Source organism: Bacillus sp. MM2020_4, from assembly GCF_011250555.1.
Classification (GTDB): Bacteria; Bacillota; Bacilli; order Bacillales; family Cytobacillaceae; genus Neobacillus.
In genome coordinates, this window is sequence record NZ_JAANMZ010000001.1 from 133,863 (window position 1) to 156,364 (window position 22,502).

At 38.3% G+C, this 22,502-nt stretch carries 21 protein-coding genes; 17 read left to right on the top strand and 4 right to left on the bottom strand.

All coding sequences use genetic code 11. The features are described 5' to 3' along the window. The first annotated feature begins 118 nt into the window (after positions 1-118). Positions 119-2,239 carry a sensor domain-containing protein gene (locus G6554_RS00680; RefSeq protein WP_207343106.1) on the top strand — a complete coding sequence of 707 codons (2,121 nt, stop codon included), beginning with the start codon at positions 119-121 and terminating at the stop codon, positions 2,237-2,239. Positions 2,240-2,258: 19 nt separating this feature from the next. On the opposite strand, the gene G6554_RS00685 is transcribed toward G6554_RS00680, so the two are convergent. Next, entirely contained in the window at positions 2,259-3,128 is an 870-nt protein-coding gene (locus G6554_RS00685) for a metallophosphoesterase (RefSeq protein ID WP_166237730.1), read from the bottom strand. A gap of 275 nt (positions 3,129-3,403) precedes the next feature. Here G6554_RS00685 and G6554_RS00690 point away from each other — a divergent pair, with 275 nt between their 5' ends. The 11 genes from G6554_RS00690 to G6554_RS00740 all read left to right on the top strand — a co-directional run bounded on the left by G6554_RS00690 (position 3,404) and on the right by G6554_RS00740 (position 13,167). Beyond that, positions 3,404-4,615 (top strand): EAL domain-containing protein, encoded by a 1,212-nt coding sequence (locus tag G6554_RS00690; protein WP_166237732.1) that lies wholly within the window; start codon positions 3,404-3,406, stop codon positions 4,613-4,615. Between the two features lie 223 nt (positions 4,616-4,838). After that, positions 4,839-5,075: a YkuJ family protein gene (locus G6554_RS00695; RefSeq protein WP_166237734.1), complete on the top strand. Its 237-nt coding sequence runs from the start codon at positions 4,839-4,841 to the stop codon at positions 5,073-5,075. Positions 5,076-5,180: 105 nt separating this feature from the next. Then, positions 5,181-5,627, top strand: coding sequence for a cyclic-di-AMP-binding protein CbpB (cbpB, locus tag G6554_RS00700; protein ID WP_166237736.1), 447 nt, complete (start codon positions 5,181-5,183; stop codon positions 5,625-5,627). A gap of 50 nt (positions 5,628-5,677) precedes the next feature. Further along, positions 5,678-7,180, top strand: coding sequence for an MDR family MFS transporter (locus tag G6554_RS00705; protein WP_166237738.1), 1,503 nt, complete (start codon positions 5,678-5,680; stop codon positions 7,178-7,180). A 32-nt stretch (positions 7,181-7,212) separates the two neighbouring features. Further along, on the top strand, positions 7,213-8,103 hold the full coding sequence (locus G6554_RS00710; RefSeq protein WP_166237740.1) for a LysR family transcriptional regulator: 891 nt from the start codon (positions 7,213-7,215) through the stop codon (positions 8,101-8,103). Between the two features lie 73 nt (positions 8,104-8,176). Further along, the gene (gene dapD, locus G6554_RS00715) at positions 8,177-8,887 is read left to right on the top strand and encodes a 2,3,4,5-tetrahydropyridine-2,6-dicarboxylate N-acetyltransferase (RefSeq protein WP_166237742.1); all 711 of its coding nucleotides are present in this window, start codon (positions 8,177-8,179) and stop codon (positions 8,885-8,887) included. A gap of 125 nt (positions 8,888-9,012) precedes the next feature. Beyond that, positions 9,013-10,143: an N-acetyldiaminopimelate deacetylase gene (locus G6554_RS00720; protein ID WP_166237744.1), complete on the top strand. Its 1,131-nt coding sequence runs from the start codon at positions 9,013-9,015 to the stop codon at positions 10,141-10,143. Between the two features lie 150 nt (positions 10,144-10,293). Then, positions 10,294-10,842 (top strand): peroxiredoxin, encoded by a 549-nt coding sequence (locus tag G6554_RS00725; protein ID WP_166237746.1) that lies wholly within the window; start codon positions 10,294-10,296, stop codon positions 10,840-10,842. A 67-nt stretch (positions 10,843-10,909) separates the two neighbouring features. Beyond that, positions 10,910-11,365, top strand: coding sequence for a TlpA disulfide reductase family protein (locus G6554_RS00730; RefSeq protein WP_166237748.1), 456 nt, complete (start codon positions 10,910-10,912; stop codon positions 11,363-11,365). 138 nt (positions 11,366-11,503) lie between these two features. Continuing rightward, positions 11,504-12,421, top strand: a complete 918-nt coding sequence (locus G6554_RS00735) for a DUF4349 domain-containing protein (protein ID WP_166237750.1) — start codon at positions 11,504-11,506, stop codon at positions 12,419-12,421. A gap of 86 nt (positions 12,422-12,507) precedes the next feature. After that, positions 12,508-13,167, top strand: coding sequence for a potassium channel family protein (locus tag G6554_RS00740; protein ID WP_166237752.1), 660 nt, complete (start codon positions 12,508-12,510; stop codon positions 13,165-13,167). A 40-nt stretch (positions 13,168-13,207) separates the two neighbouring features. Here G6554_RS00740 and rnjA read toward each other — a convergent pair whose 3' ends face one another. From rnjA to def, 3 genes are all read right to left on the bottom strand, one after another. Continuing rightward, positions 13,208-14,875, bottom strand: coding sequence for a ribonuclease J1 (rnjA, locus tag G6554_RS00745; protein ID WP_166237754.1), 1,668 nt, complete (start codon positions 14,873-14,875; stop codon positions 13,208-13,210). 3 nt (positions 14,876-14,878) lie between these two features. After that, positions 14,879-15,091, bottom strand: a complete 213-nt coding sequence (locus G6554_RS00750; protein WP_166237756.1) for a DNA-dependent RNA polymerase subunit epsilon — start codon at positions 15,089-15,091, stop codon at positions 14,879-14,881. A 461-nt stretch (positions 15,092-15,552) separates the two neighbouring features. Continuing rightward, positions 15,553-16,107, bottom strand: coding sequence for a peptide deformylase (gene def, locus G6554_RS00755; protein ID WP_166237758.1), 555 nt, complete (start codon positions 16,105-16,107; stop codon positions 15,553-15,555). Positions 16,108-16,276: 169 nt separating this feature from the next. Between def and G6554_RS00760 the strand changes: the two genes are divergently transcribed. From G6554_RS00760 to lpdA, 5 genes are all read left to right on the top strand, one after another. After that, positions 16,277-16,942, top strand: coding sequence for a YkyA family protein (locus G6554_RS00760; protein WP_347564266.1), 666 nt, complete (start codon positions 16,277-16,279; stop codon positions 16,940-16,942). A gap of 398 nt (positions 16,943-17,340) precedes the next feature. Then, positions 17,341-18,456, top strand: coding sequence for a pyruvate dehydrogenase (acetyl-transferring) E1 component subunit alpha (gene pdhA, locus G6554_RS00765; protein WP_166237760.1), 1,116 nt, complete (start codon positions 17,341-17,343; stop codon positions 18,454-18,456). 3 nt (positions 18,457-18,459) lie between these two features. After that, complete coding sequence (locus G6554_RS00770) at positions 18,460-19,437, top strand: alpha-ketoacid dehydrogenase subunit beta (protein ID WP_166237762.1); 978 nt, start codon at positions 18,460-18,462, stop codon at positions 19,435-19,437. 120 nt (positions 19,438-19,557) lie between these two features. Then, the gene (locus tag G6554_RS00775) at positions 19,558-20,871 is read left to right on the top strand and encodes a 2-oxo acid dehydrogenase subunit E2 (RefSeq protein WP_166237764.1); all 1,314 of its coding nucleotides are present in this window, start codon (positions 19,558-19,560) and stop codon (positions 20,869-20,871) included. A 4-nt stretch (positions 20,872-20,875) separates the two neighbouring features. Further along, positions 20,876-22,291 (top strand): dihydrolipoyl dehydrogenase, encoded by a 1,416-nt coding sequence (gene lpdA / locus G6554_RS00780; RefSeq protein WP_166237766.1) that lies wholly within the window; start codon positions 20,876-20,878, stop codon positions 22,289-22,291. The last annotated feature ends 211 nt before the right edge of the window (positions 22,292-22,502 follow it).

The window sequence follows — 22,502 nt, forward strand, 5'->3', positions numbered from 1 at the left end:
TAATCATTATTTTCTATAAATTACTTCCTTTCAGTTAATTTCATTGTAAAATAGAAATGGTAGAATGTAAAAACATTATTTTAAAAAATTTAAACTTTCTTGATTGAAGGATGATTTCATGGATCCATTACATAATTTTTTAACCAACGAATTAGATTCCGGCAAAACCAGTGAAATAATACAGAAAATTATTTTTGATATCATTTTTCAACATGTACAGGATATGGTTTTTGTGATGAAAGTTGAAAAAGGCCCACGCTTTCGTTATTTATTTGTTAATGAGTCAGGAATGAAAAAGGCAAACTTAACGGTCAATTCAATCGGAAAAACGTTTCAGGAAGCACTTCCTGATGAATTCGCCCATCCTTTGCAGCAAAAGTACGAGAGGCTATTAAAAAGAAAAGAGATTGTCATATTTGATGACCAATTCGTTTTTGAAAATGGAAAGATACTTTATGGAGAAACCATTTTAACACCAATCTATAATGAGGAAAACTCAATTTGTTATGTAGTTGCTGTAACAAGAGACGTCACGGAATGGTCGATTAAGAGAAATAAAATTGTCGAAAGTGAACAAAGGTATCGTTCCATCATTGATAATAACCTTGATGCTATTTTTACGATAAGCCCTCAGGGAAAGATACTTGAAGCAAATCCCGCTGCAGCTGAATTGACTGGAAATACACAAAAACAAATGCATCTCAGGTCTATTTATAATTTCATGAATGATCAAGATTTAGAAAAATTTAAGACATTGATAGAAAAAACCTGTTCAGGTTATGCACTCGAATCATTGGATTGTAAAATTATGCACGCAAAAGGGCATCTGCTCATGGTGCATATTAAAACCGTCCCGATTGCCATCCATGGAAACATTAAAGGCCTATATGTCATATTCAAAGATATATCCCAGCAAACAAAGGATACAGAAATGATAAGGTTTATGGCTTTTCATGATCATTTGACGGGTTTGTTAAATAGAAGAGTGTTACTCGAACATTTAAATCAACATATTTATTCACCTTCTAAATATTCTCAAGAATTTGCGTTGATTTCAATCGATTTAGATCGATTTAAATATTTAAATGACACGCTTGGTCATCTGGCGGGGGATGAAATTTTAAAAAGAGTTGCCGAGCGTATAGCCCAATTTCAAAATGAAAAATGCCTTGCATATCGTGTTGGAGGGGATGAGTTTAATATTTTGCTCCTTTCAGCTGACCGGAAAACAACAAGCACTTTTGTAAAAAGGGTATTTTCTGTCTTCTCGAATTCGTTTTATTTTAATTCACAAGAATATTTTATTTCACCAAGTATTGGGATCAGCATGTATCCTTATGATGGGACAGATGCCGAACTGTTGATCAAGAATGCAGATGAGGCGCTTTTTCGTGTGAAGGAACGGGGAAAGGCCCATTTTCAATTTTATCGATCAGATATGAATGCTGTTTTTTCCAATGTCGTTACGTTAGAGACACACCTAAGAAAAGCCATAGACAAAGATGAACTTTCGTTGTTTTTCCAACCGCAAATTGACGTGATCACTGGTGAGGCGAAAAGTTTTGAAGCGTTACTTCGCTGGAATGACAAAGAATTTGGTGCCATATCACCGGAAGTGTTTATTCCGCTCGCAGAAGATACAGGTTTAATTATTCCGATTGGAAATTGGGTAATCGAACAAGCATGCAGGCAAATTCGGTCCTGGAATGAAAAGGGAATTTCTACTATACGGGTTGCCATAAACATTTCACCCAAACAATTTCAACATTCAAATCTTGTTCCGTTTATTCAATGTATGATAGAAAAATATCAAATATCGGCTTCCTCGTTAGAAATTGAAATCACCGAGGGTGCCATGAGTGATACAAAGGAAACCATTCCAATATTAAAAAAGGTAAAAGACCTAGGTATTTCGATATCAGTGGATGATTTTGGGACGGGTTACTCATCGTTAAGTTATTTAAAGCAATTTCCAATAGATGTATTGAAAATAGACCAATCCTTTATCAGGGATATTCTAATAGATCAAAAGGACGCTGCGATAACCACAACGATTATTCATCTAGGTAATAGCCTAGATCTGGAAGTTATTGCTGAAGGTGTAGAAAATAAAGATCAAGTAGAATTTCTCGCCAATGCTGGCTGTCATAAGATTCAGGGCTTCTTTTACTCAAAGCCGCTGCCAGTTGAAAAATTAGAGGAGCAATATCTGAGTAAACAAAAAAATCCTTGTCATTAATTTGAAAGGATTTTTTTGTTTATTCAGATTTAAATGTAAATATAGTTAGTTCGGGTTTAGCCATAAATCGGAAAGGGAGCCTAGTTGTTCCTATTCCTCTATTTACATAAAGGGTTAAGGGAGTTAGGTCACCTAAAGTATAAAGGCCTTCGGGAAACTTTTGGGCAAATGGAGGCGTGACAAGTGCTCCGATAAATGGAAGTTTAACCTGTCCGCCGTGGCTGTGACCGCTGATTTGCCAATGGATTGGATAGTGCGAGGCGGTTTCAGCAAGATCAGGGGCATGGGATAATAATAAGGTGAATTGGTTCTTTGGTACCCTTTTTATTGCCAACGGCAAATCTGGATTTCCTAACATGGCATCATCAATTCCTACCAGGTAAATGCTGCTGCCATCCTTCAATTGAATGGGAATGGATTCATTTAATAGGACGGTGAAATTAGTAATCTCCATAATATTGCGATAAATTTCAGACCCATAGCCGCCATGGTCATGGTTACCAAAAATACAGTATTTCCCAAGAGGAGCATGTAATTTTTCTAATATAGGGACTAATTTATTCATTTCAGCATATTTATTTGGCTCGTCCATCAAATCACCAGTAAATATGATAATGTCAGGCTGAAGGTCATTGATTTTAGCGGCTAATTTTTGAAATTGGCCTAGATTGTACTGAAAACCGAGGTGGGTATCACTAAATTGAACCATTTTAATTCCGTCGAAGCTTTTTGGGATGTGGTGATGTTTGATATCCAGTTCAGAAATATCAAGAAGGCTGGGTTCAATTCGATGGGCATAGAGATATCCCCCTGAACTTAGCCCCAGAACGGCAAGAAATGAACCAAATGAACGTTTTAGAAATGTTCTCCGCGTTTGTTTTTCAGCCATCTTTTCTACCAACCTATCTTTTTTTCACCCTCCCTAAAACAGAAGGCCGATATGTATTTTCTTGGTAAACAGGTGATATTGCAAGTGAAAAGGGTCTTATAAGTATTTATTCAAACTTTTTAGGAATAGTCCAAAATTGTATACTCAATGCTATAATGGTATCCTTTTTAATAATATCAGAAATTAAGATCAGGGGGCTTGCGCTTTTCTCTAAAGAACGGATAACAAGAACGAAGCGTATGGTATAGTGAGAAAAATTTTTTGGAGGAACTTGGATGGATGCATTAGAAATCCTATCGGATCTTGAAAACTGTTTTCCGTATTTTCAGCCGATTTTTAGTGCCGATGAGCAATGTATTATCGCCTATGAAGTACTAGGTCGTTATCAATCTGGGGATGGAGTCATTAGCTTAGGTCCCTTTTTTCTGGATGATCAAATTCCAGATGAATATAAATTTGAAGTCGATTTATTGTTGGTGAAAAAGGCACTTGATAAAGCGCTTCAACTTGATGAGGATGTCCTTATTTTTTTGAATCGAAATGCCGATTTATTAATGTATGGGCATGGGGAACCATTTTTACAAGAACTTTTAGCATTTGAAAAAAAGGGACTGAGTTTAAAGCGAATTGTTCTTGAAATTTCTGACCGGAACTATCATGGTGATATCGATCAATTTGATCATCTCTTGCAATATTATCGGACATACGGTTTAAAAATAGCGATTGCAAGTATTGGCGGTGAAAGGCATTATTTTGAACGAATTGGCCAGCTTGAGCCGGATATTATCAAAATCAACCTTCAAGCCTTGAAATCAACATCAACAGGGATAAACTTTAATGATGTTTTGTATTCATTGTCTCTTTTGGCAAGAAAAATCGGGGCGACCCTCTTATTTGAAAATATTGAAATGAGTTATCAACTGCAGTTTGCCTGGAAAAATGGTGGACATTATTATCAAGGGTTTTATTTACATCCACCTGGAGCCGATTTTATTAAGCATGATATATTGAAGTATCGCTTAAAAGAAAAATTTCATGACTTCATTTCATATGAAAAACGAAAATTAGAAGCTGTCTTTACAACAACTGAATATTTCCATGCAATGGTACAAGAAATAGTGATCAAAAACAGAAAGTCGGGCTACGATATCCTTTTTCAAGCATTAATAAAGGAATTTGACGAAATTGCTTTTCGTATGTATGTCTGTGATGAAGACGGATTTCAAAAGTCAGCCAATATTTTTAAAGGAAAGACAGGCTGGAGTGTACAGTCTGAATACTTGGATAAAAATTGGAGCTGGCGACCTTATTTTTTGGAAAATATCATAAAGTTGCGCCTTGAACAAAAGGGAAGATTATCTGATCCGTATTGTGATATTGAAACGGGTGAGACGATTCGGACTTTTTCATTTCCAGTGAATGAAACTGATTATTTATTTATCGATATATCTTACCAATATTTATTTGAACACGACCAATTACTGTAAGAATGCGACACCGGGGGCCTACTTTTTCATCCTTTTTAAAAAAAATTACACATTTTTTTAATTTTACTTGGACAAATGATGTCTATTATTTTATGCTTTTACTATTGGCATTAAAAAGATCCACCTGTAATATTTTGATAAAAATCCATCAGGATAGAATCATGCCAAATGAGAAACATAATTACAGACAGTTTGTTTTGTGTTTGAAAGGAGGAAAAGCCTTATGTCACAGCTCCAAGGTATATTAACAAGGTTAAAAAACCTTCAGGAACAATCCACAAGTGGTGAGCCGGCACAACGCTATTTTGAGGTAAATGGTGAAAGAAAGTGTCAGGTAACATTTCATCCAAAAACGGAAACATTTGAATTAGAAGTATATAATGAAAAAGAAAAGCCGAAGAGATATCAATTTGACAATATTGATATGATTACCATCGAAATTTTTGATTTAATTCAGTAGGGACCTTTAGGGGTTCCTTTTTTTATGTATCTAAAATTAACCAGGCCTCAGAAAACTATGATAAAATAAGTCTGTAGAAAAACAAACATTGAGGAGTTTTCGGTGATGATTAGTCTTCCCAGTGGAGAATTTTTAGAGTTAACAATAAAAGAATTAATGATACCATCAGAGCGGGTTGCCCATGTGCAAATCGGAAATAATCTTGAGCATGCCCTGCTAGTATTGACGAAAAGTGGATATACAGCTATTCCAGTATTAGATCCACATTACAAACTACACGGGTTAATTAGCACCCCAATCATTATGGATTCAATTCTGGGGCTTGAACGAATTGAATTTGAACAACTTGAAAATAAACGAGTAGAAGAGGTAATGAAAAGGGTGATTCCACGGGTATCAGTATCAGAGTCAATCATTGTCTGCTTAGATGAGCTTGTACATCATCCGTTTCTTTGTGTTGAAAATGAAGATGGTTTTTTTGAAGGCATTTTACCAAGGAGTACCGTTTTAAATCAATTAAATAAAATTGTAAAAAGGTTTAAAAAGCAATAAGATTCAAGCTCCCAATAGGGGGCTATATTTTTTCGGTTTGAGGTGTTCAGATGGATACGGATGGGAAGTCTCCTGGAAATTGCTCTCAAAAAAAACTAACGAAAAAATCACTTGTGCTTGCCTCGGTGATGCTTGCCATGTTTATGGGTGCGATTGAAGCAACAATTGTTTCAACTGCGATGCCGGCAATTGTTTCTGATTTAGGTGGGTTCAAACTTTATAGCTGGGTTTTCTCTGCTTACTTATTAATGAATGCTGTTACCGTGCTGATCTATGGAAAACTGTCAGATTTATTTGGTAGAAAGCCCATTCTGACAGTCGGAATCATACTATTTTTAATCGGTTCTATTCTCTGCGGTTTTTCCACATCTATGAAAACACTAATCATCTTTCGCTGTATTCAAGGTTTTGGTGCAGGAGCAGTTACACCAATAGCCACTACTATCGCCGGAGACATTTACACAGCGGAAGAAAGGGCAAAAATTCAAGGATATCTTTCAAGTGTATGGGGAATTTCTGCGATCACAGGTCCGGCAATCGGGGGCTTACTTGTCCAATATGTAAGTTGGCATTATGTCTTTTGGATCAACATTCCTTTGGGAATTCTATCATTAGTGGGACTTTGGCTGTTTTTACATGAAAATATAGAAAAGAAAAAACATAAAATAGACTATTGGGGTGCCACTCTATTAACCATCACAATTTCAACGCTTATGTTTGTTCTTGTTGAGGGCGGGGGCAAATGGGGATCATGGCAAATGGTAAGTCTACTAATTTTGTCTGGAGCGGCTTTAATAGCGTTTATTTTTCAAGAAGGGCGAGCATCTGAACCAGTTATGCCCTTTGCGATTTGGAAGAAAAGATCGATATTTATCGCCAATATCACATCACTGACAACTGGTGTCATGTTAATTGGAATCTCTAGCTTTTTACCGACCTTCGTGCAGGGTGTGATGGAACAAACCCCAATTGTAGCCGGGTTTACGCTAACCACAATGTCAATCGGTTGGCCGATCGCATCGACACTGTCGGGGCGATTGCTGGTTACAATCGGTTACCGGAAAACTACGATTATAGGCGGGGTTTTCTTAATTGTCGGGAGTATTGCTTTCGTAACGATGTCGGCTTCGTCCGGCCCGGTATGGGCGGCAGTTGGTTCCTTTTTCATTGGACTGGGTATGGGGCTGACATCCACTGCCTTTATAGTCTCGATTCAAAGCACTGTTAGCTGGGAGCAGCGGGGAATTGCCACAGCAGCGAATATGTTTATGCGAAATCTTGGCAACACGATTGGTGCCGCCTTGTTAGGAGGGATCCTTAATATCCGAATGAATGAATATTTTCATAAACAAGATCCTTTCTTAACAGTGGATGATGCTAATAAGCTCCTAAAAGCAAGTGATCGGAATAGTCTGAGTGAGTCTATTAAAAGTATTTTGCAGGATGGACTGACATTTTCTTTGCACTCTGTTTATTATGTAGTTCTTACCTTTGCTATCGTAAGTTTGATATTAATATTATTTATTCCTAAAAAAAACAATGGCTCTGTCTAAACAAGGGCAGGGCTTTTTAAGGAGAGATTTTCTTGTCCTCATTATCAGAATATCAATTATTATCTGTATTGGCTCAGGAAATGAATATGCGTAAGGCATCGGAACGATTATTCGTTTCGCAGCCGGCTCTTTCTCAGCGGTTACAGACAATCGAAAAAGAATGGGGAACAAAATTATTTATCCGCTCACAAAAAGGCTTGGCACTAACCCCTGCAGGTGAACATGTAATTGACTTTGTTGATGATGTTCTAATTAAACAAGAAAAGGTACGCGAAACCATTCATTCTCTCCAATCAGGAGTTTCCGGAACACTGAAAATTGCTGTGGCTTCGATTGTAGGTCAAAATTGGCTCCCTCAGGTTTTAAAGAAGTTTATTGATAGGTATCCACAAGCAAAGATTTCCCTCATAACGGGCTGGAGCAGTGAAATATTGAAATGCTTATACGACGATCAAGTCCATATTGGAATAATCCGTGGGGGGTCCCCGGACTGGAAAGGGATAAAAGTCCATCTTTTTAACGACCCACTTTATTTAGTTGATCGAGAAATTACGAAACCTGAACAGGTGTTAGCGACCGATCGTCCGTTTATTCAATTTAAAAGTGACTCTAATTATTATCAGGAAATTCAAGATTGGTGGATGCGAAACTTTAAAACCTCCCCAAAGAGGACGGTGGTCGTGGATCAAATTGAGACATGCAAGCAGATGGCCTTTAATGGTATTGGCTATGCAATTTTGCCGTCAATTACACTGTCGAAGGCGGAAAGGGACATTTTCAAAATCCCGCTAGTAGATGAGAATAACGAACCGTTAAAACGTGATACATGGCTTTTAGGGTATGAGTCAGCCTTTCAATTAAAACAAGTATCAGCCTTTGTTGAGTTGATTAAGGAACACATCGCTGAATCTTCTGAAGATTAGTGTTGTTTTTCTTGTTTTCATTACTTTTGTTTGTTAAAGTATTTTTTAGTACATATCTATAGGGGGTAACATTATGAAAGTAATGGATGCAAATGAAATTATTTCTTTTATTCAAAATAGTAAAAAGTCTACACCTGTTAAAGTTTACTTGAAGGGTGAATTAGAAGGAATCAATTTTGGAAGCGGGGCAAAATCCTTTATTAGTGGGAATACTGGTGTGGTCTTTGGCGAATGGTCTGAAATCAATGCAGCGCTAGAAGCAAACAAGACAAAAATTGAAGATTTTGTGGTCGAAAATGACCGCCGGAATTCAGCCATTCCATTGTTAGATACCAAACACATAAATGCGAGGATTGAGCCGGGTGTCACCATTCGTGACCAGGTAGAAATTGGTGATAATGCGGTAATTATGATGGGTGCAGTGATAAATATTGGAGCTGTAATTGGCGAAAAAACGATGATAGATATGGGGGTTGTCCTTGGCGGAAGAGCTACGGTTGGGAAAAATTGTCACATCGGTGCCGGAACGGTTTTAGCAGGGGTCATTGAGCCGCCGTCTGCAAAACCAGTTATCATTGAAGATGATGTCCTCATTGGCGCAAATGCCGTAGTCCTTGAGGGTGTCACAGTGGGAACAGGATCAGTTGTTGCAGCAGGAGCAGTTGTTACTCAAGATGTCGCTCCGTTTACTGTGGTTGCCGGTATGCCAGCAAGAAAAATCAAGGATATTGACGAAAAAACGAAATCAAAGACGGAGATTATGCAAGAACTTCGACAACTATAGAAAAGCGAAAGCGCCCCTAGGCGCTGTAGCTAGACAATTCTTGAAGTAAGAATTGAATTTACTTTTATAAAATTTACAGGCGTGGATCCCATCCACGCTTCTTTTTTAAAAGGAGAGATACATAAATGAACCCATTAATTACTATTCGTCGTGACCTGCATCAAATACCGGAACTGGGTTTTCAAGAGTTTAAAACGCAGGCATATTTATTAGTCTACATACAGTCATTACCACAAGAACGTATCATAATTAAAAAATGGAGAACTGGCTTGTTTGTAAAAATTCAGGGTCTAAAACCGGTCAAAACAATTGGATATAGAACCGATATTGATGGTCTGCCAATAGAGGAAGAAACAGGATTACCATTTTCATCGTCACATCAAGCAAGAATGCATGCCTGTGGACATGATTTTCATATGACCATCGCCCTGGGCGTACTGACTCACTTTGTTGCTAATCCAATTAATGATGACCTTTTATTTATCTTCCAACCCGCTGAGGAGGGACCAGGCGGGGCAGAACCCATGTTGAAATCAGAGGAAATGCGGGAGTGGATGCCGGATACCATTTTAGCCCTTCATATTGCACCAGAGTATCCTGTGGGGACAATTGCGCTTAAAGAAGGATTATTATTTGCCAATACATCTGAATTATTTATCGATTTAAAGGGTAAGGGAGGTCATGCCGCTAGACCCCACGAAACGAATGATATGGTTATTGCAGCCTGTTCACTCGTTCCACAGCTGCAAACTATTATCTCCAGAAATATCGATCCGTTAGATAGTGCTGTTATTACGATTGGGAAAATCACAGGCGGTACAGTTCAAAATATTATCGCAGAAAAGGCAAGGCTTGAAGGAACGATTCGCACTTTATCACCGGAATCGATGAAAAAGGTAAAACATCGTATTGAGGCGCTCGTTAAAGGAATGGAAATAGGCTTTGAATGTGAAGCAGTTATCGACTATGGATCAATGTACCATCAGGTATATAACTCGGAAACCGTCACTAGAGAGTTTATCCAGTGTATTGAACAGGATCCGGAAATAAATGTAATCGAATGTACAGCGGCGATGACGGGCGAGGATTTCGGCTATATGCTTAAGGAAATCCCTGGTCTCATGTTTTGGCTCGGTGTCGATTCAACTTTTGGACTACATCATGCAAAATTAAACCCAAATGAGGCGGCAATTGATGTAGCTATAAAAGTTATGACACGCTATATATCCTACAAAGGGAATCTGCCAATTGAATGAAATTAACAGGCCATTTTATTTGGTTCTGGCAGGTAATCATGTTACTATGAAAAAGGAATAATGTTACATATTGTCGTTTATTCTCGTTGGAAATAGGCAAAACTGTCTAAGGGGATTAGTGATCATTAAATAATATTTGGAGGGATTCTAATGCCAGAACGTATGGTAGGCAAACAAGCTCCACGCTTTGAAATGGATGCGGTCATGCCGAACAAAGAATTTAAAAAAGTAAGCCTGGAAGAAAACATGAAAAATGATAAATGGACTGTATTGTTCTTCTACCCAATGGACTTTACATTTGTATGTCCAACTGAAATTACAGCGATGTCGGATCGTTACGAAGAGTTTGATGATCTTGATGCAGTTGTTATCGGTGCTTCAACTGACACCATCCATACACACCTTGCATGGATTAAAACTGACCGTAAAGAAAATGGTCTTGGTGAGTTAAACTATCCTTTAGCTGCAGATACAAATCATGTTGTTGCACGTGATTATGGTGTATTAATTGAAGAGGAAGGTATAGCTCTTCGCGGTTTGTTCATCATTGATCCAGAAGGCGAATTAAAATATTCTGTTGTAAACCACAACAATATTGGCCGTGATGTGGATGAAACATTACGCGTGCTTCAAGCATTACAAACTGGCGGTCTCTGCCCTGCAAACTGGAAGCCTGGACAAGCCACATTAAACGCATAAGTTAACTAAACATGATAGACCTAACCTTCCATAAGTGTTAGGTCTATTTTAAAATAGGGGGTAAAACATGAAATTACGCGAACCAATGCCAGAATTAATCGGTGCAACTGAATGGTTAAACGGTCAAGTCACAAAAGATGAATTAATTGGCGACAAGCCAACATTGCTTCATTTTTGGTCAATAAGTTGCCATCTATGTAAAGAAGCAATGCCACAAGTGAATCAATTCCGTGATGATTTTAAAGAAAAATTAAATGTAGTCGCGGTTCATATGCCACGCTCTGAAAATGATTTAGATCTTGAAGAAATCAAGAAAGTTGCTGCAGAACACGGTATTACACAGCCGATTTTTGTGGATAGCGACCATAAACTAACAGATGCTTTTGAAAATCAATATGTTCCAGCCTACTATGTTTTTGATCGTGAAGGAAAGCTCCGCCACTTCCAAGCAGGCGGGAGCGGCATGAAAATGCTCGAAAAGCGTGTCAATCGCGTATTAGATGAATTGGAAAAAACTGAATAAGGGTATAAAAATAGCTGTTCGTTATCAGGTAACGAGCAGCTATTTTTATGTTCCTTTCTGTAACCTTGTTTTCTGTTTATCGTCCGTATTAGTAATGAGTGATTCTTTTTTTGATAATAAAAAGAGGGGGTTAGGGGATTGAAAAAGGGAGTAAAGATACTTCCGGTTTTTATTTTTGCCATTATCGTTGGAATTGCCGGCTGCAGTTCTAGCAGCAAGAGTGAGGATCGTGCAAAAATGAGTATGGAAAATAAATCAGTAATGGATTCCTCCCAGTCTGACGGTGGTGAGCAACCTGCGCTTGTAAAAGGGGATAATGCGAAGGCAAATCAAACTCCACCCACTGCTAATTTAGAAGTACCAAACCAGATGGTGATCTATCAGGCTGACCTCCAGTTGCGCATAAGGAATTTTGAGCAGACTGTCAAGCGCTTAGAAGAAAAAGCAGAGAAATATGGTGGATATATCGCTGAGTCCAATGCGTCTAAGGGAGATAAAGACCAGGTAAGCGGCAGTCTGAAAATAAGAATACCTCAAAAGTACTTTCAAGATTTTTTACATGATGCTGAAGGCCAAGCAGCTGAGGTGCTGCAAAGGAACATAACGGGACAGGATGTTACAGAGGAATATGTCGATCTAGAATCAAGACTGAAATCAAAAAAAGCTGTTGAGGAGCGGCTGTTAGCCTTTATGAAGGCTACAGTCAAAACGGAGGATCTACTGAAAATATCAGCGGATTTAGCGGCTGTTCAAGAGGAGATCGAGGTGATTGAAGGGAGGATGAAGTTTTTAGAGAACCAAACATCGCTTTCGACTATAACCATCACCATGTATGAAAATAAGGTCATTATTCCAAATATAGATAAAGACAAGTTAAATACTTGGGAGAAAACGAAACAGCAATTTATGAAAAGTATCAATTTATTATTGGCGGGCCTATCCGGATTCGTTGTATTTATTATTGGAAACATTCCCATATTAGCTATTTTCATCATTATTGGAGTAGTGTTCATTGCATTTTATAAAAAAAGGAAAAATAGAAATAGTCAGGAGTAAGTGTTGATAACTCTCTCTATAAAATTATGCTGAGGAATGTTACAATTAAATACAGATTGGATCATTGTTTTTGCGGGGGAGTTTATATGAAGAAGAGTTTTGCTGTAATAGGGCTTGGTCGGTTCGGAGGAAGTATTTGCAGGACTTTAACGGACGAGGGAATGGAAGTATTAGGCATCGATGAAAATGAAGAACGTGTCAATGAATTTGCCATGATTGCATCCCATGCAGTAGTTGGTGATTCAACCGATGAAAACGTCTTAAAAAGTTTAGGAATTCGCAATTTTGATCATGTAATTGTTGCGATTGGCGATGATATTCAGGCGAGTATTCTCACAACCCTTATTCTAAAGGAATTGGGGGTCGGCTGTGTGACTGCAAAGGCCCAAAATGATTATCATGAAAAGGTTCTTCGGAAAATAGGCGCCGACCACGTGGTCCATCCAGAACGGGACATGGGTAGAAGGATTGCCCATAATATGGCTTCAAGTAATGTTGTTGATTATCTTGAGCTCTCAGATGAACATAGTATCGTTGAAATTGTGGCAAACGGGAAGTTAAGTGGCCGCACCATAATGGATATGGATATTCGTAAGAAATATGGATTAAATATTGTCGCCATTAAACGGGGAGAAGAAATTATTGTATCCCCGCAAGCCAAAGAAACCCTTTATGAAAATGACGTGTTAATTGTAATTGGAAATGATACGGACATCGATAGATTTGAAAGAAAAGTTTTAGAATAAAAAAAGGAAATGCCCTAGATATCGGGCATTTCCTTTTTTATTATACTTCCATGATGATAGGTAAAATCATTGGTCTTCGTTTTGTTTTTTCATAGAGGAAAGGCGCTAATGTATCCGTGATTTCATTTTTAATCTCAGACCATTGACTTGTCTTTCTTTCCATCACTTTATTTAGGTGTTTGGTAATCAAATTTTGAGCGTCGTTGATGAGGTCGCCTGATTCACGCATATAAACAAATCCACGAGAAATGAGGTCAGGGCCGGAAGCGATTTTAAAATCTTTCATGTTAATACTCACGACAACGACTACTAAACCTTCTTCTGAAAGAATTCTACGATCCCTTAATACGATATTTCCGATGTCACCTACACCGCTGCCATCAATATAAACTGAACCAGATGGAATCTTTCCGGCAACCTGTGCTGTTTGGTCGGAGAGAGCTAGTACTTCTCCGTTGTCCATGATAAAGCAATTTTCTTCTTCCACACCGCAATCGACAGCAAGCTTTGCATGCATTTTCTGCATTCTATATTCACCGTGGATCGGCATAAAGAATTTCGGTTTAATTAACCTTAGCATTAACTTTTGTTCTTCTTGTCCCCCGTGTCCAGAGGTGTGGATATTACTTAATTTTCCATGAATGACTTCAGCACCTGCACGGTAAAGCAAGTTGATCGTTCTGCTAACACTGATCGTGTTTCCTGGGATTGGTGACGATGAAAATACGACAGTATCGCCGGGAATAATTTGAATTTGTCTGTGTGTCCCGTTGGCAATACGAGAAAGGGCTGCCATCGGCTCACCCTGGCTTCCAGTGCATAAAATTGTAACCTTATCAGCAGGAATCCGGTTAATTTGATTTGGTTCAATAAATGTTTCCTTTGGAGCCATAATATAACCTAAATCAAGGCCAATATTGATTGCCGCTTCCATACTCCGACCAAAAACGGCAACTTTTCTTCCATTTTCTACTGCAGCCTCTACCACTTGTTGCAGTCTGTGGATATTTGAAGCAAAGGTGGCAAATATGATCCGGCCATCCACTTTTCTAAAAATATCTTGGATGCTTTCACCAACCCGGCGTTCAGACATGGTAAAATCAGGTATTTCACTATTTGTACTATCTGAAAGTAAACAAAGTACACCCTCTTTACCAATCTCCGCCATTTTGGTTAAATTGGCAGGTTCCCCTACAGGAGTAAAATCAAATTTAAAATCACCAGTATGGACAACTTGTCCTGGAGGCGTCTTTACGACGATTCCATAGGAATCAGGAATACTGTGCGTAGTTCGGAAAAAAGTAACGGATGTTTTGCGAAACTTAATGATATCGTCCTCTTTGATTTCAATCAATTTCGCATTTCTGAGCAGGCCGTGCTCTTCCAATTTATTTTTAATTAGCCCCAAGGCTAGTTTGCCACCGTAGATAGGGATATTTACTTCCCGCAATAAATAGGGGATTCCGCCAATATGGTCTTCGTGTCCGTGTGTGACGAATAGACCCTTTATTTTTTCCTCATTTTTTACTAAATAGGTGTAATCAGGTATAACATAATCAATACCTAATAATTCATCCTCAGGGAATTTAATTCCGGCATCAATTAAAATAATTTCATCTTGGAACTGTACTGCATACGTATTTTTGCCGATTTCGCCTAAACCACCGAGGGCAAAAACAGCCGTTTGATCATTTTTAACAAATTTCATAAATTATCCAATCTCCAATACTTTAAAGTCTTCATTTTGTTTCTCATATTCTAAATGTGCTCCTGATACTTCTTGTACAATTTCAACATTATATCCGCGATCGGCAATCTTAATACGAACATCTCTTACCGATTCTCCTTTAATAAAAAGGGTTTTTGTGTTTTCCCTTACAGGGACCTGATTAATGCTTTCTTGATAATATACTTTATATATCATGACAAATTCGCTCCTTACTCAATCATAACTTTTTCTATTATATATAATAATTTCATCTTTTTCATTTATTTTCTTTGGTGGGTCATGGACTTTTATGAAAAAGTAGGTAAAAATCAGCTATTTTTACAATTTACAATAACGAAGGAGCCCTTCTTGTTTTGGAAGGGCCCTTAAAAATAATTAGGCAATGGATTTTTTTCTAAGCAAATCTTTCCACTGTTTTAAAAGCTTTTTCCTTAGCTTCTTTAACATAGTGGATCATCTCCTTACCTCTTATTTTATACGAACCTTGTCCAATGTAAAGCAAGCAATGGCAGATAATCGAAAATTTTTAAAAATAAATGTTTTTTCCTATTATTATATGATGAATTCGCTGATTTTTTCATGGGTAAACATGGAATTACTATGCCCCACAATCATAAAAAAAACACAGGGCCTCAAATAAAGGCCTGTGTTTCACCTTATCTTTCGATAGCAATGGCATTTTCAATTGCCATAAATGGATCTTCTTTATTGATATAGTCATAAAACATGATGCCATTTAAGTGATCGATTTCATGTTGAAAACAAATAGCGGCGAGTCCTTTTAAGCGAAGTTTGACCTCTTCACCAGCAAGCGTGACCCCCTTAACTGTAACCCTAGCGTGTCTAGGAACGAACCCCGGTATCGGTTCATCCACCGAAAGACAGCCCTCTCCTGCTTGTAAATATGATTTTTCAACGGAGTGGCTGATGATTTTGGGGTTATATAAGGCATAGCTATAAAGCTTCCCTGTGTCGTCAGTTAAATGAACAGCAATCATTCGTTTTGAAACATTTATTTGCGGAGCAGCTAAACCAATTCCCGGACGTAAACTATATTCCGCAGCAATTTCGCCATTTTGGCTATTAATAACATATTCTAAAAGGCTGGCTAAAATTTGTTGATCCTCTTCTGATGGCGGCATGGCGACTTCCGCAGCTACCTTTCTAAGGGTAGGATGGCCATCTCGAATAATATCCTCCATCGTTAACATGAACCTTCACTCCTGTGTTCAAAAAAGTTATTAGCTTCATTAGTCTATCAAACATTAGATAAAATGTTAACAATTGATTGATAAAACATCCCTATTTTTTTGCCCCGAATATTGTCAAACAAATAAAGTATAGATATAGTAAAGGTGGAAGTAGTTAGGAGGTATTCAAGTGTTGTTTAAACAAAGTGGCCGTTATTTACTATCTCTAATAGCTATATCATTGTTGATTTTATCGGGTTGTGTTGGAAACAAGACACCTGCTGAAAAAATGTATGATGTTTTAGAGGATGTAGTAACAAAAGAAAAAGTTTTTGAAGAACAACAAGACCCCCTTGTTACGTTAGAAAAGAAAGAAAAAAATATATATGACCAAATTATTGAACTTGGAATGAAAGAATATGACCAGATCGTCAAGCTTTCAGACGAGGCCATTCAATTAACAAATGAAAGAAAAAATCATATGGAAAGAGAAACAAAAAGCTTGAAAGAATCTGAGCAGGCATTTAAGAAAGCAGCCGGCATTAAGGATGACTTTGATGATACGGAAGTTAAAAAAACGGCTAATGAATTATACGATATCATGATGCAGCGGTATCAAGCACATGAATGGCTATATAAGGAATATTCTTCTGCTTTAACATATGATAAAGAATTATATGGTATGTTTAAAAATAAAAACTTGCCTTTAGAAGACTTAGAAGCACAAGTAAATAAATTAAATGAACAGTATAAACAGGTTTTTGAAGCCAATGAAAAGTTTAATATGCTCACGGATCAATATAATGATAAGAAACAGTCATTTTATAAAAAGGCAGGATTAAAATCGAATAACTAATCGTCAAACCATTGATTAGCATTGGCAGAATACTGCCGATGCTTTTTCTATATTATAACAAAGAAAATTTTGGCGAGATTTTATATAACAGTTTTTGGATTAATGGTGATACAGTTGCCAAAATTGAATTTAATATTTTTATCATGTTTATGGTGAAAAATAATGATACTTAGTATTTGACGAGTCAAAATTATTGATGTAAACTCATAAGTGAGCTGAAAAGTTGTATTAATGAAGTTACATAAAAGAGTAATACAGAATAAAATGATGATGGGATAATCCTATCATGTTTTATCAAATTGCTATTGCGCTTTTAATCTGTGTTTTTTGGGTAATCTAACTTAGTGGATTTATTTTTAAAAAATTAAGCTCTGAATAGAAAGGAAGAGGTGACCAAAATGGCTTCTAAACTTAAGAACGCCCAGCTTGATGCGAAAGTAGCGCTCGAGACTGTAGAAGATCAATTTCAAACGCTTCAAATTCTAAATGAACAAGGTGAGGTAGTTAACGAAGCTGCAATGCCTAACCTAACTGATGAACAACTTCAGGAATTAATGCGCCGTATGGTGTATACAAGAATCCTTGATCAGCGTTCCATTTCTTTAAACCGTCAAGGAAGATTGGGTTTCTATGCCCCAACTGCCGGACAGGAAGCTTCTCAATTGGCTTCACAGTTTGCCCTTGAAAAAGAAGACTTTATTTTACCTGGATATCGTGATGTTCCGCAGATTGTATGGCATGGATTACCGTTATCCCAAGCATTTTTATGGTCAAGGGGCCATTTTCAAGGCGGGCAGATTCCTGAAGGAGTTAATATTGCGATTCCACAAATCATTATCGGAGCCCAATATGTTCAGACTGCCGGTGTTGCACTTGGTATGAAAAAACGCGGAGCAAAAGCAGTTGCTATTACCTATACAGGTGACGGTGGTACATCACAAGGTGATTTCTATGAAGGAATTAACTTTGCCGGTGCATTTAAAGCTCCTGCGATCTTTATTATTCAAAACAACCGTTTTGCTATTTCAACGCCTCGTGAAAAACAAACAGCGGCCAATACATTGGCACAAAAAGCTGTTGCAGCTGGAATTCCTGGTATCGTAGTTGACGGTATGGATCCATTGGCTGTTTATGCGGCAACACATGATGCTCGCGTGCGTGCGCTTAATGGTGAAGGTCCAACACTCATCGAAACTTTAACATACCGTTATGGCCCGCATACAATGGCTGGCGATGACCCGACTCGTTATCGTACCGCTGACCTTGACAATGAGTGGGAGAAGAAAGATCCGCTTGTTCGTTTCCGTAAGTTCCTTGAAAATAAAGGACTATGGAGTGAAGAAAAGGAAAATCAAGTAATTGAACAAGCCAAAGAAGATATTAAAGAGGCAATCAAAATTGCTGATGCTGCTCCTAAACAAAAGGTGACAGATCTTATCTCTATTATGCATGAAGATATGCCTTTTAACTTAAAAGAACAATTTGAAATTTATAAAGAAAAGGAGTCGAAGTAAGCCATGGCTCAAATGACAATGATCCAAGCAATTACAGATGCATTACGTACGGAATTACGTAATGATCCGAATGTGTTAGTATTCGGGGAAGATGTAGGTTTAAATGGCGGTGTATTCCGTGCGACAGAAGGACTGCAAAACGAATTTGGCGAAGATCGTGTATTTGACACACCACTTGCTGAATCAGGTATTGGTGGTTTAGCAGTCGGACTTAGTTTACAAGGATTCCGACCAGTACCAGAAATCCAATTCTTCGGGTTTGTCTTTGAAGTAATGGACTCCATTTCTGGCCAGGCTGCCCGACTTCGCTATCGTACAGGCGGAAAATTTAATGCTCCGGTAACATTCCGTTCGCCTTTTGGAGGCGGCGTACATACACCCGATATGCACGCTGACAGTTTAGAAGGTCTAATGGCACAATCACCAGGTGTGAAGGTCGTTATTCCGTCAACACCATATGACGCCAAAGGTCTTCTAATATCATCTATCCGTGATAATGATCCGGTTATTTTCCTTGAGCACATGAAGTTATATCGTTCATTCCGTCAGGAAGTACCTGAAGAGGAATATACCATCCCATTAGGGAAAGCGGATGTGAAACGAGAAGGTAAAGATGTATCCATCATTACTTATGGGGCAATGGTTCACGAATCATTAAAAGCTGCAGAAGAGCTCGAGAAAGAAGGGTACTCTGCTGAAGTAATCGATTTACGAACAATTAGCCCAATTGATATTGAAACGATTATTGCCTCTGTAGAAAAAACAGGACGTGCAATTGTTGTTCAAGAAGCACAAAAACAAGCCGGGATTGCAGCAAATGTTGTTGCAGAAATTAATGACCGTGCCATCTTGAGCTTAGAAGCACCTGTACTGCGTGTTGCGGCACCAGATACTGTATTTGCTTTCCCGCAAGCGGAATCCGTTTGGCTTCCTAACTATAAGGATATAATCGAAACAGCTAAAAAGGTATTAAATTTCTAAATCTTTGCAGGATACTTTCGTAAAGTTCGACAATCATATTCGGGAAAAGGCTTTTCTTTTCCCATTTTTCATCATAGCAAAGTTGACAAAAATTTATGTAAAAATAGGAGATGAATCTCAGTGTCATTTCAATTTAAAATGCCTGACATCGGTGAAGGTATTCATGAAGGGGAAATCGTCAAATGGTTTGTAAAGCCAGGTGATAAAGTCCAAGAGGATGATGTCCTATGCGAAATACAAAATGATAAAGCGGTAGTAGAAATTCCGTCCCCAGTTGAAGGTACAGTTCAGGAAGTTTTAGTTGGAGAAGGAACTGTAGCTACTGTTGGTCAGGTTCTCGTTACTTTTGATGCACCAGGTTATGAAAACTTACAATTTAAAGGCGATGAGCATGCTGAAGAAGCTCCAAAACAAGAAGCAGCACCTGCAGCACCTGCACAAGAAGTAAAACAAGAGACTGCAGCTCCGGCAGCAGAAGCAGAGCAACAAGCAGAGGTTGATCCGAATCGTCGAGTAATTGCGATGCCATCTGTTCGTAAATATGCGCGTGAAAAAGGTGTTGAAATTCGTCTTGTTGCCGGTTCCGGAGATAACGGACGTGTACTAAAGACAGATATTGATGCATTCTTAAACGGCGGTGCAGCTGTTCAAGCTTCAGAAACAACGACAGCTCCAGCTCCTGAAGAAGCCAAAACAGAGGCTCCAAAGGCTGCTCCAATTCCACAAGGCGAATACCCAGAAACAAGAGAGAAAATGAGCGGTATTCGTAAAGCAATTGCTAAGGCAATGGTTAATTCTAAACACACGGCACCACATGTAACTTTGATGGATGAAGTGGATGTGGCAAAACTTGTCACACATCGTAAGAAATTTAAGGAAGTTGCTGCTGCGAAAGGTATTAAGCTTACTTTCTTGCCATACATCGTAAAGGCTTTAACAAGCGCATTACGTGAATTCCCAGCATTAAACACATCACTTGATGATGCAACAAGTGAAATCATTCATAAGCATTACTACAATATTGGGATTGCAGCGGATACAGATAAAGGCTTGTTAGTACCAGTTGTAAAGGATGCAGACCGTAAATCAGTTTTCACTATTTCAAATGAAATTAATGAATTAGCTGGCAAAGCACGTGACGGTAAACTTGCTCCACATGAAATGAAAGGTGCATCATGCACGATTTCGAACATTGGTTCTGCAGGCGGACAATGGTTTACACCTGTTATAAACCACCCTGAGGTAGCCATTTTAGGTGTTGGACGTATTGCAGAAAAACCAATTGTGAAAAATGGTGAAATTGTTGCTGCACCTGTTTTGGCACTTTCATTAAGTTTTGATCACCGGATGATTGACGGCGCAACAGCTCAAAATGCATTAAATCATATTAAACGTTTATTGAACGATCCTGAACTATTGTTAATGGAGGCGTAATCTAATGGTCGTTGGAGATTTCCCAATTGAAACAGATACTATAGTCATCGGTGCAGGCCCTGGAGGGTACGTGGCAGCCATTCGTGCCGCCCAGCTGGGACAAAAAGTAACGATTGTTGAAAAGGAATATGTAGGCGGCGTTTGTTTAAATGTCGGTTGTATTCCATCAAAAGCATTAATAGCAGCAGGTCATCGGTACGAAACAGCGCTACATTCTGAGTCTTTCGGAATTACTGCTGAAAACGTAAAAGTTGATTTTTCCAAGGTTCAGGAATTTAAAGCCGGAATCGTTAAAAAATTAACAGGCGGTGTGGCAGGATTATTAAAAGGAAATAAAGTCAATATTGTCAATGGTGAAGCATACTTTGTTGATGCTAATACACTTCGTGTAATGGATGAAAATTCAGCTCAAACGTATACGTTTAAAAACGCGATTATCGCGACAGGTTCACGTCCGATTGAGCTTCCTACTTTTAAGTATACAAAACGTGTTCTAAATTCTACTGGAGCTCTTAACCTTAATGAGGTCCCTGAAAAAATCGTTGTCATTGGCGGCGGTGTAATCGGAATTGAGCTTGGCGGTGCCTACGCAAACTTTGGCAGTCAAGTGACGATCCTTGAAGGCGCTGATGAAATTTTAGGTCTTGGTGTTTTTGATAAACAAATGGCAGCACTTGTTAAACGCAGCATGAAGAAAAAGGGTGCGGAATTCTATACAAAAGCATTGGCTAAAGGCGTTGAAGAGACAGAAAACGGTGTGGTTGTCACTTTCGAAACAAAAGGCGAAGAAAAGAAAATCGAAGCTGATTATGTTTTCGTCATGGTTGGCCGCCGTCCAAACACTGATGAAATGGGCTTAGAACAAGCAGGTGTAAAACTAAGCGATCGTGGTCTAATTGAAATCGACAAACAATGTCGCACGAATGTAAGCAATATTTATGCGATTGGTGATGTTGTTCAAGGACCACAATTAGCACATAAAGCATCATATGAAGCTAAGATTGCTGCCGAAGCAATTTCTGGTCATCCTTCTGAAATTGATTACTTAGGAATTCCGGCTGTTGTCTTCTCAGAACCTGAGTTAGCATCGGTTGGATATACAGAAGCACAAGCTAAAGAAGAGGGTATTGAAGTAAATGCTGCTAAATTCCCATTTGCAGCAAATGGACGTGCCCTTTCACTTGATAGCGGCGATGGTTTCTTAAAATTGATTACACGTAAAGAAGATGGTCTTGTGATTGGCGCCCAGATTGCTGGAGCAAGTGCATCAGACATGATTGCCGAGTTAGGCTTAGCGATTGAAGCTGGCATGACTGCTGAAGATTTAGCGATGACGATCCATGCACATCCAACACTTGGTGAGATTACAATGGAAGCAGCAGAAGTTGCTCTTGGAACCCCAATCCATATTATTAAATAATAAAAAAATAAAGTCCTTTCATCGAAAAGATGAAAGGACTTTATTTTTATTTGGCGAATTAGTTTAGTAATTAAGGATTGAAGGGTCATTTCCAAAAATGTGAAAGTCCATTAAAAATGAAATATATCCCATCCTTCCAGAACATATACTTATAACACTAGATGTCTTTGCTCATTCTTAAGATCAATAGATTATGAGTGGTGATAAATAT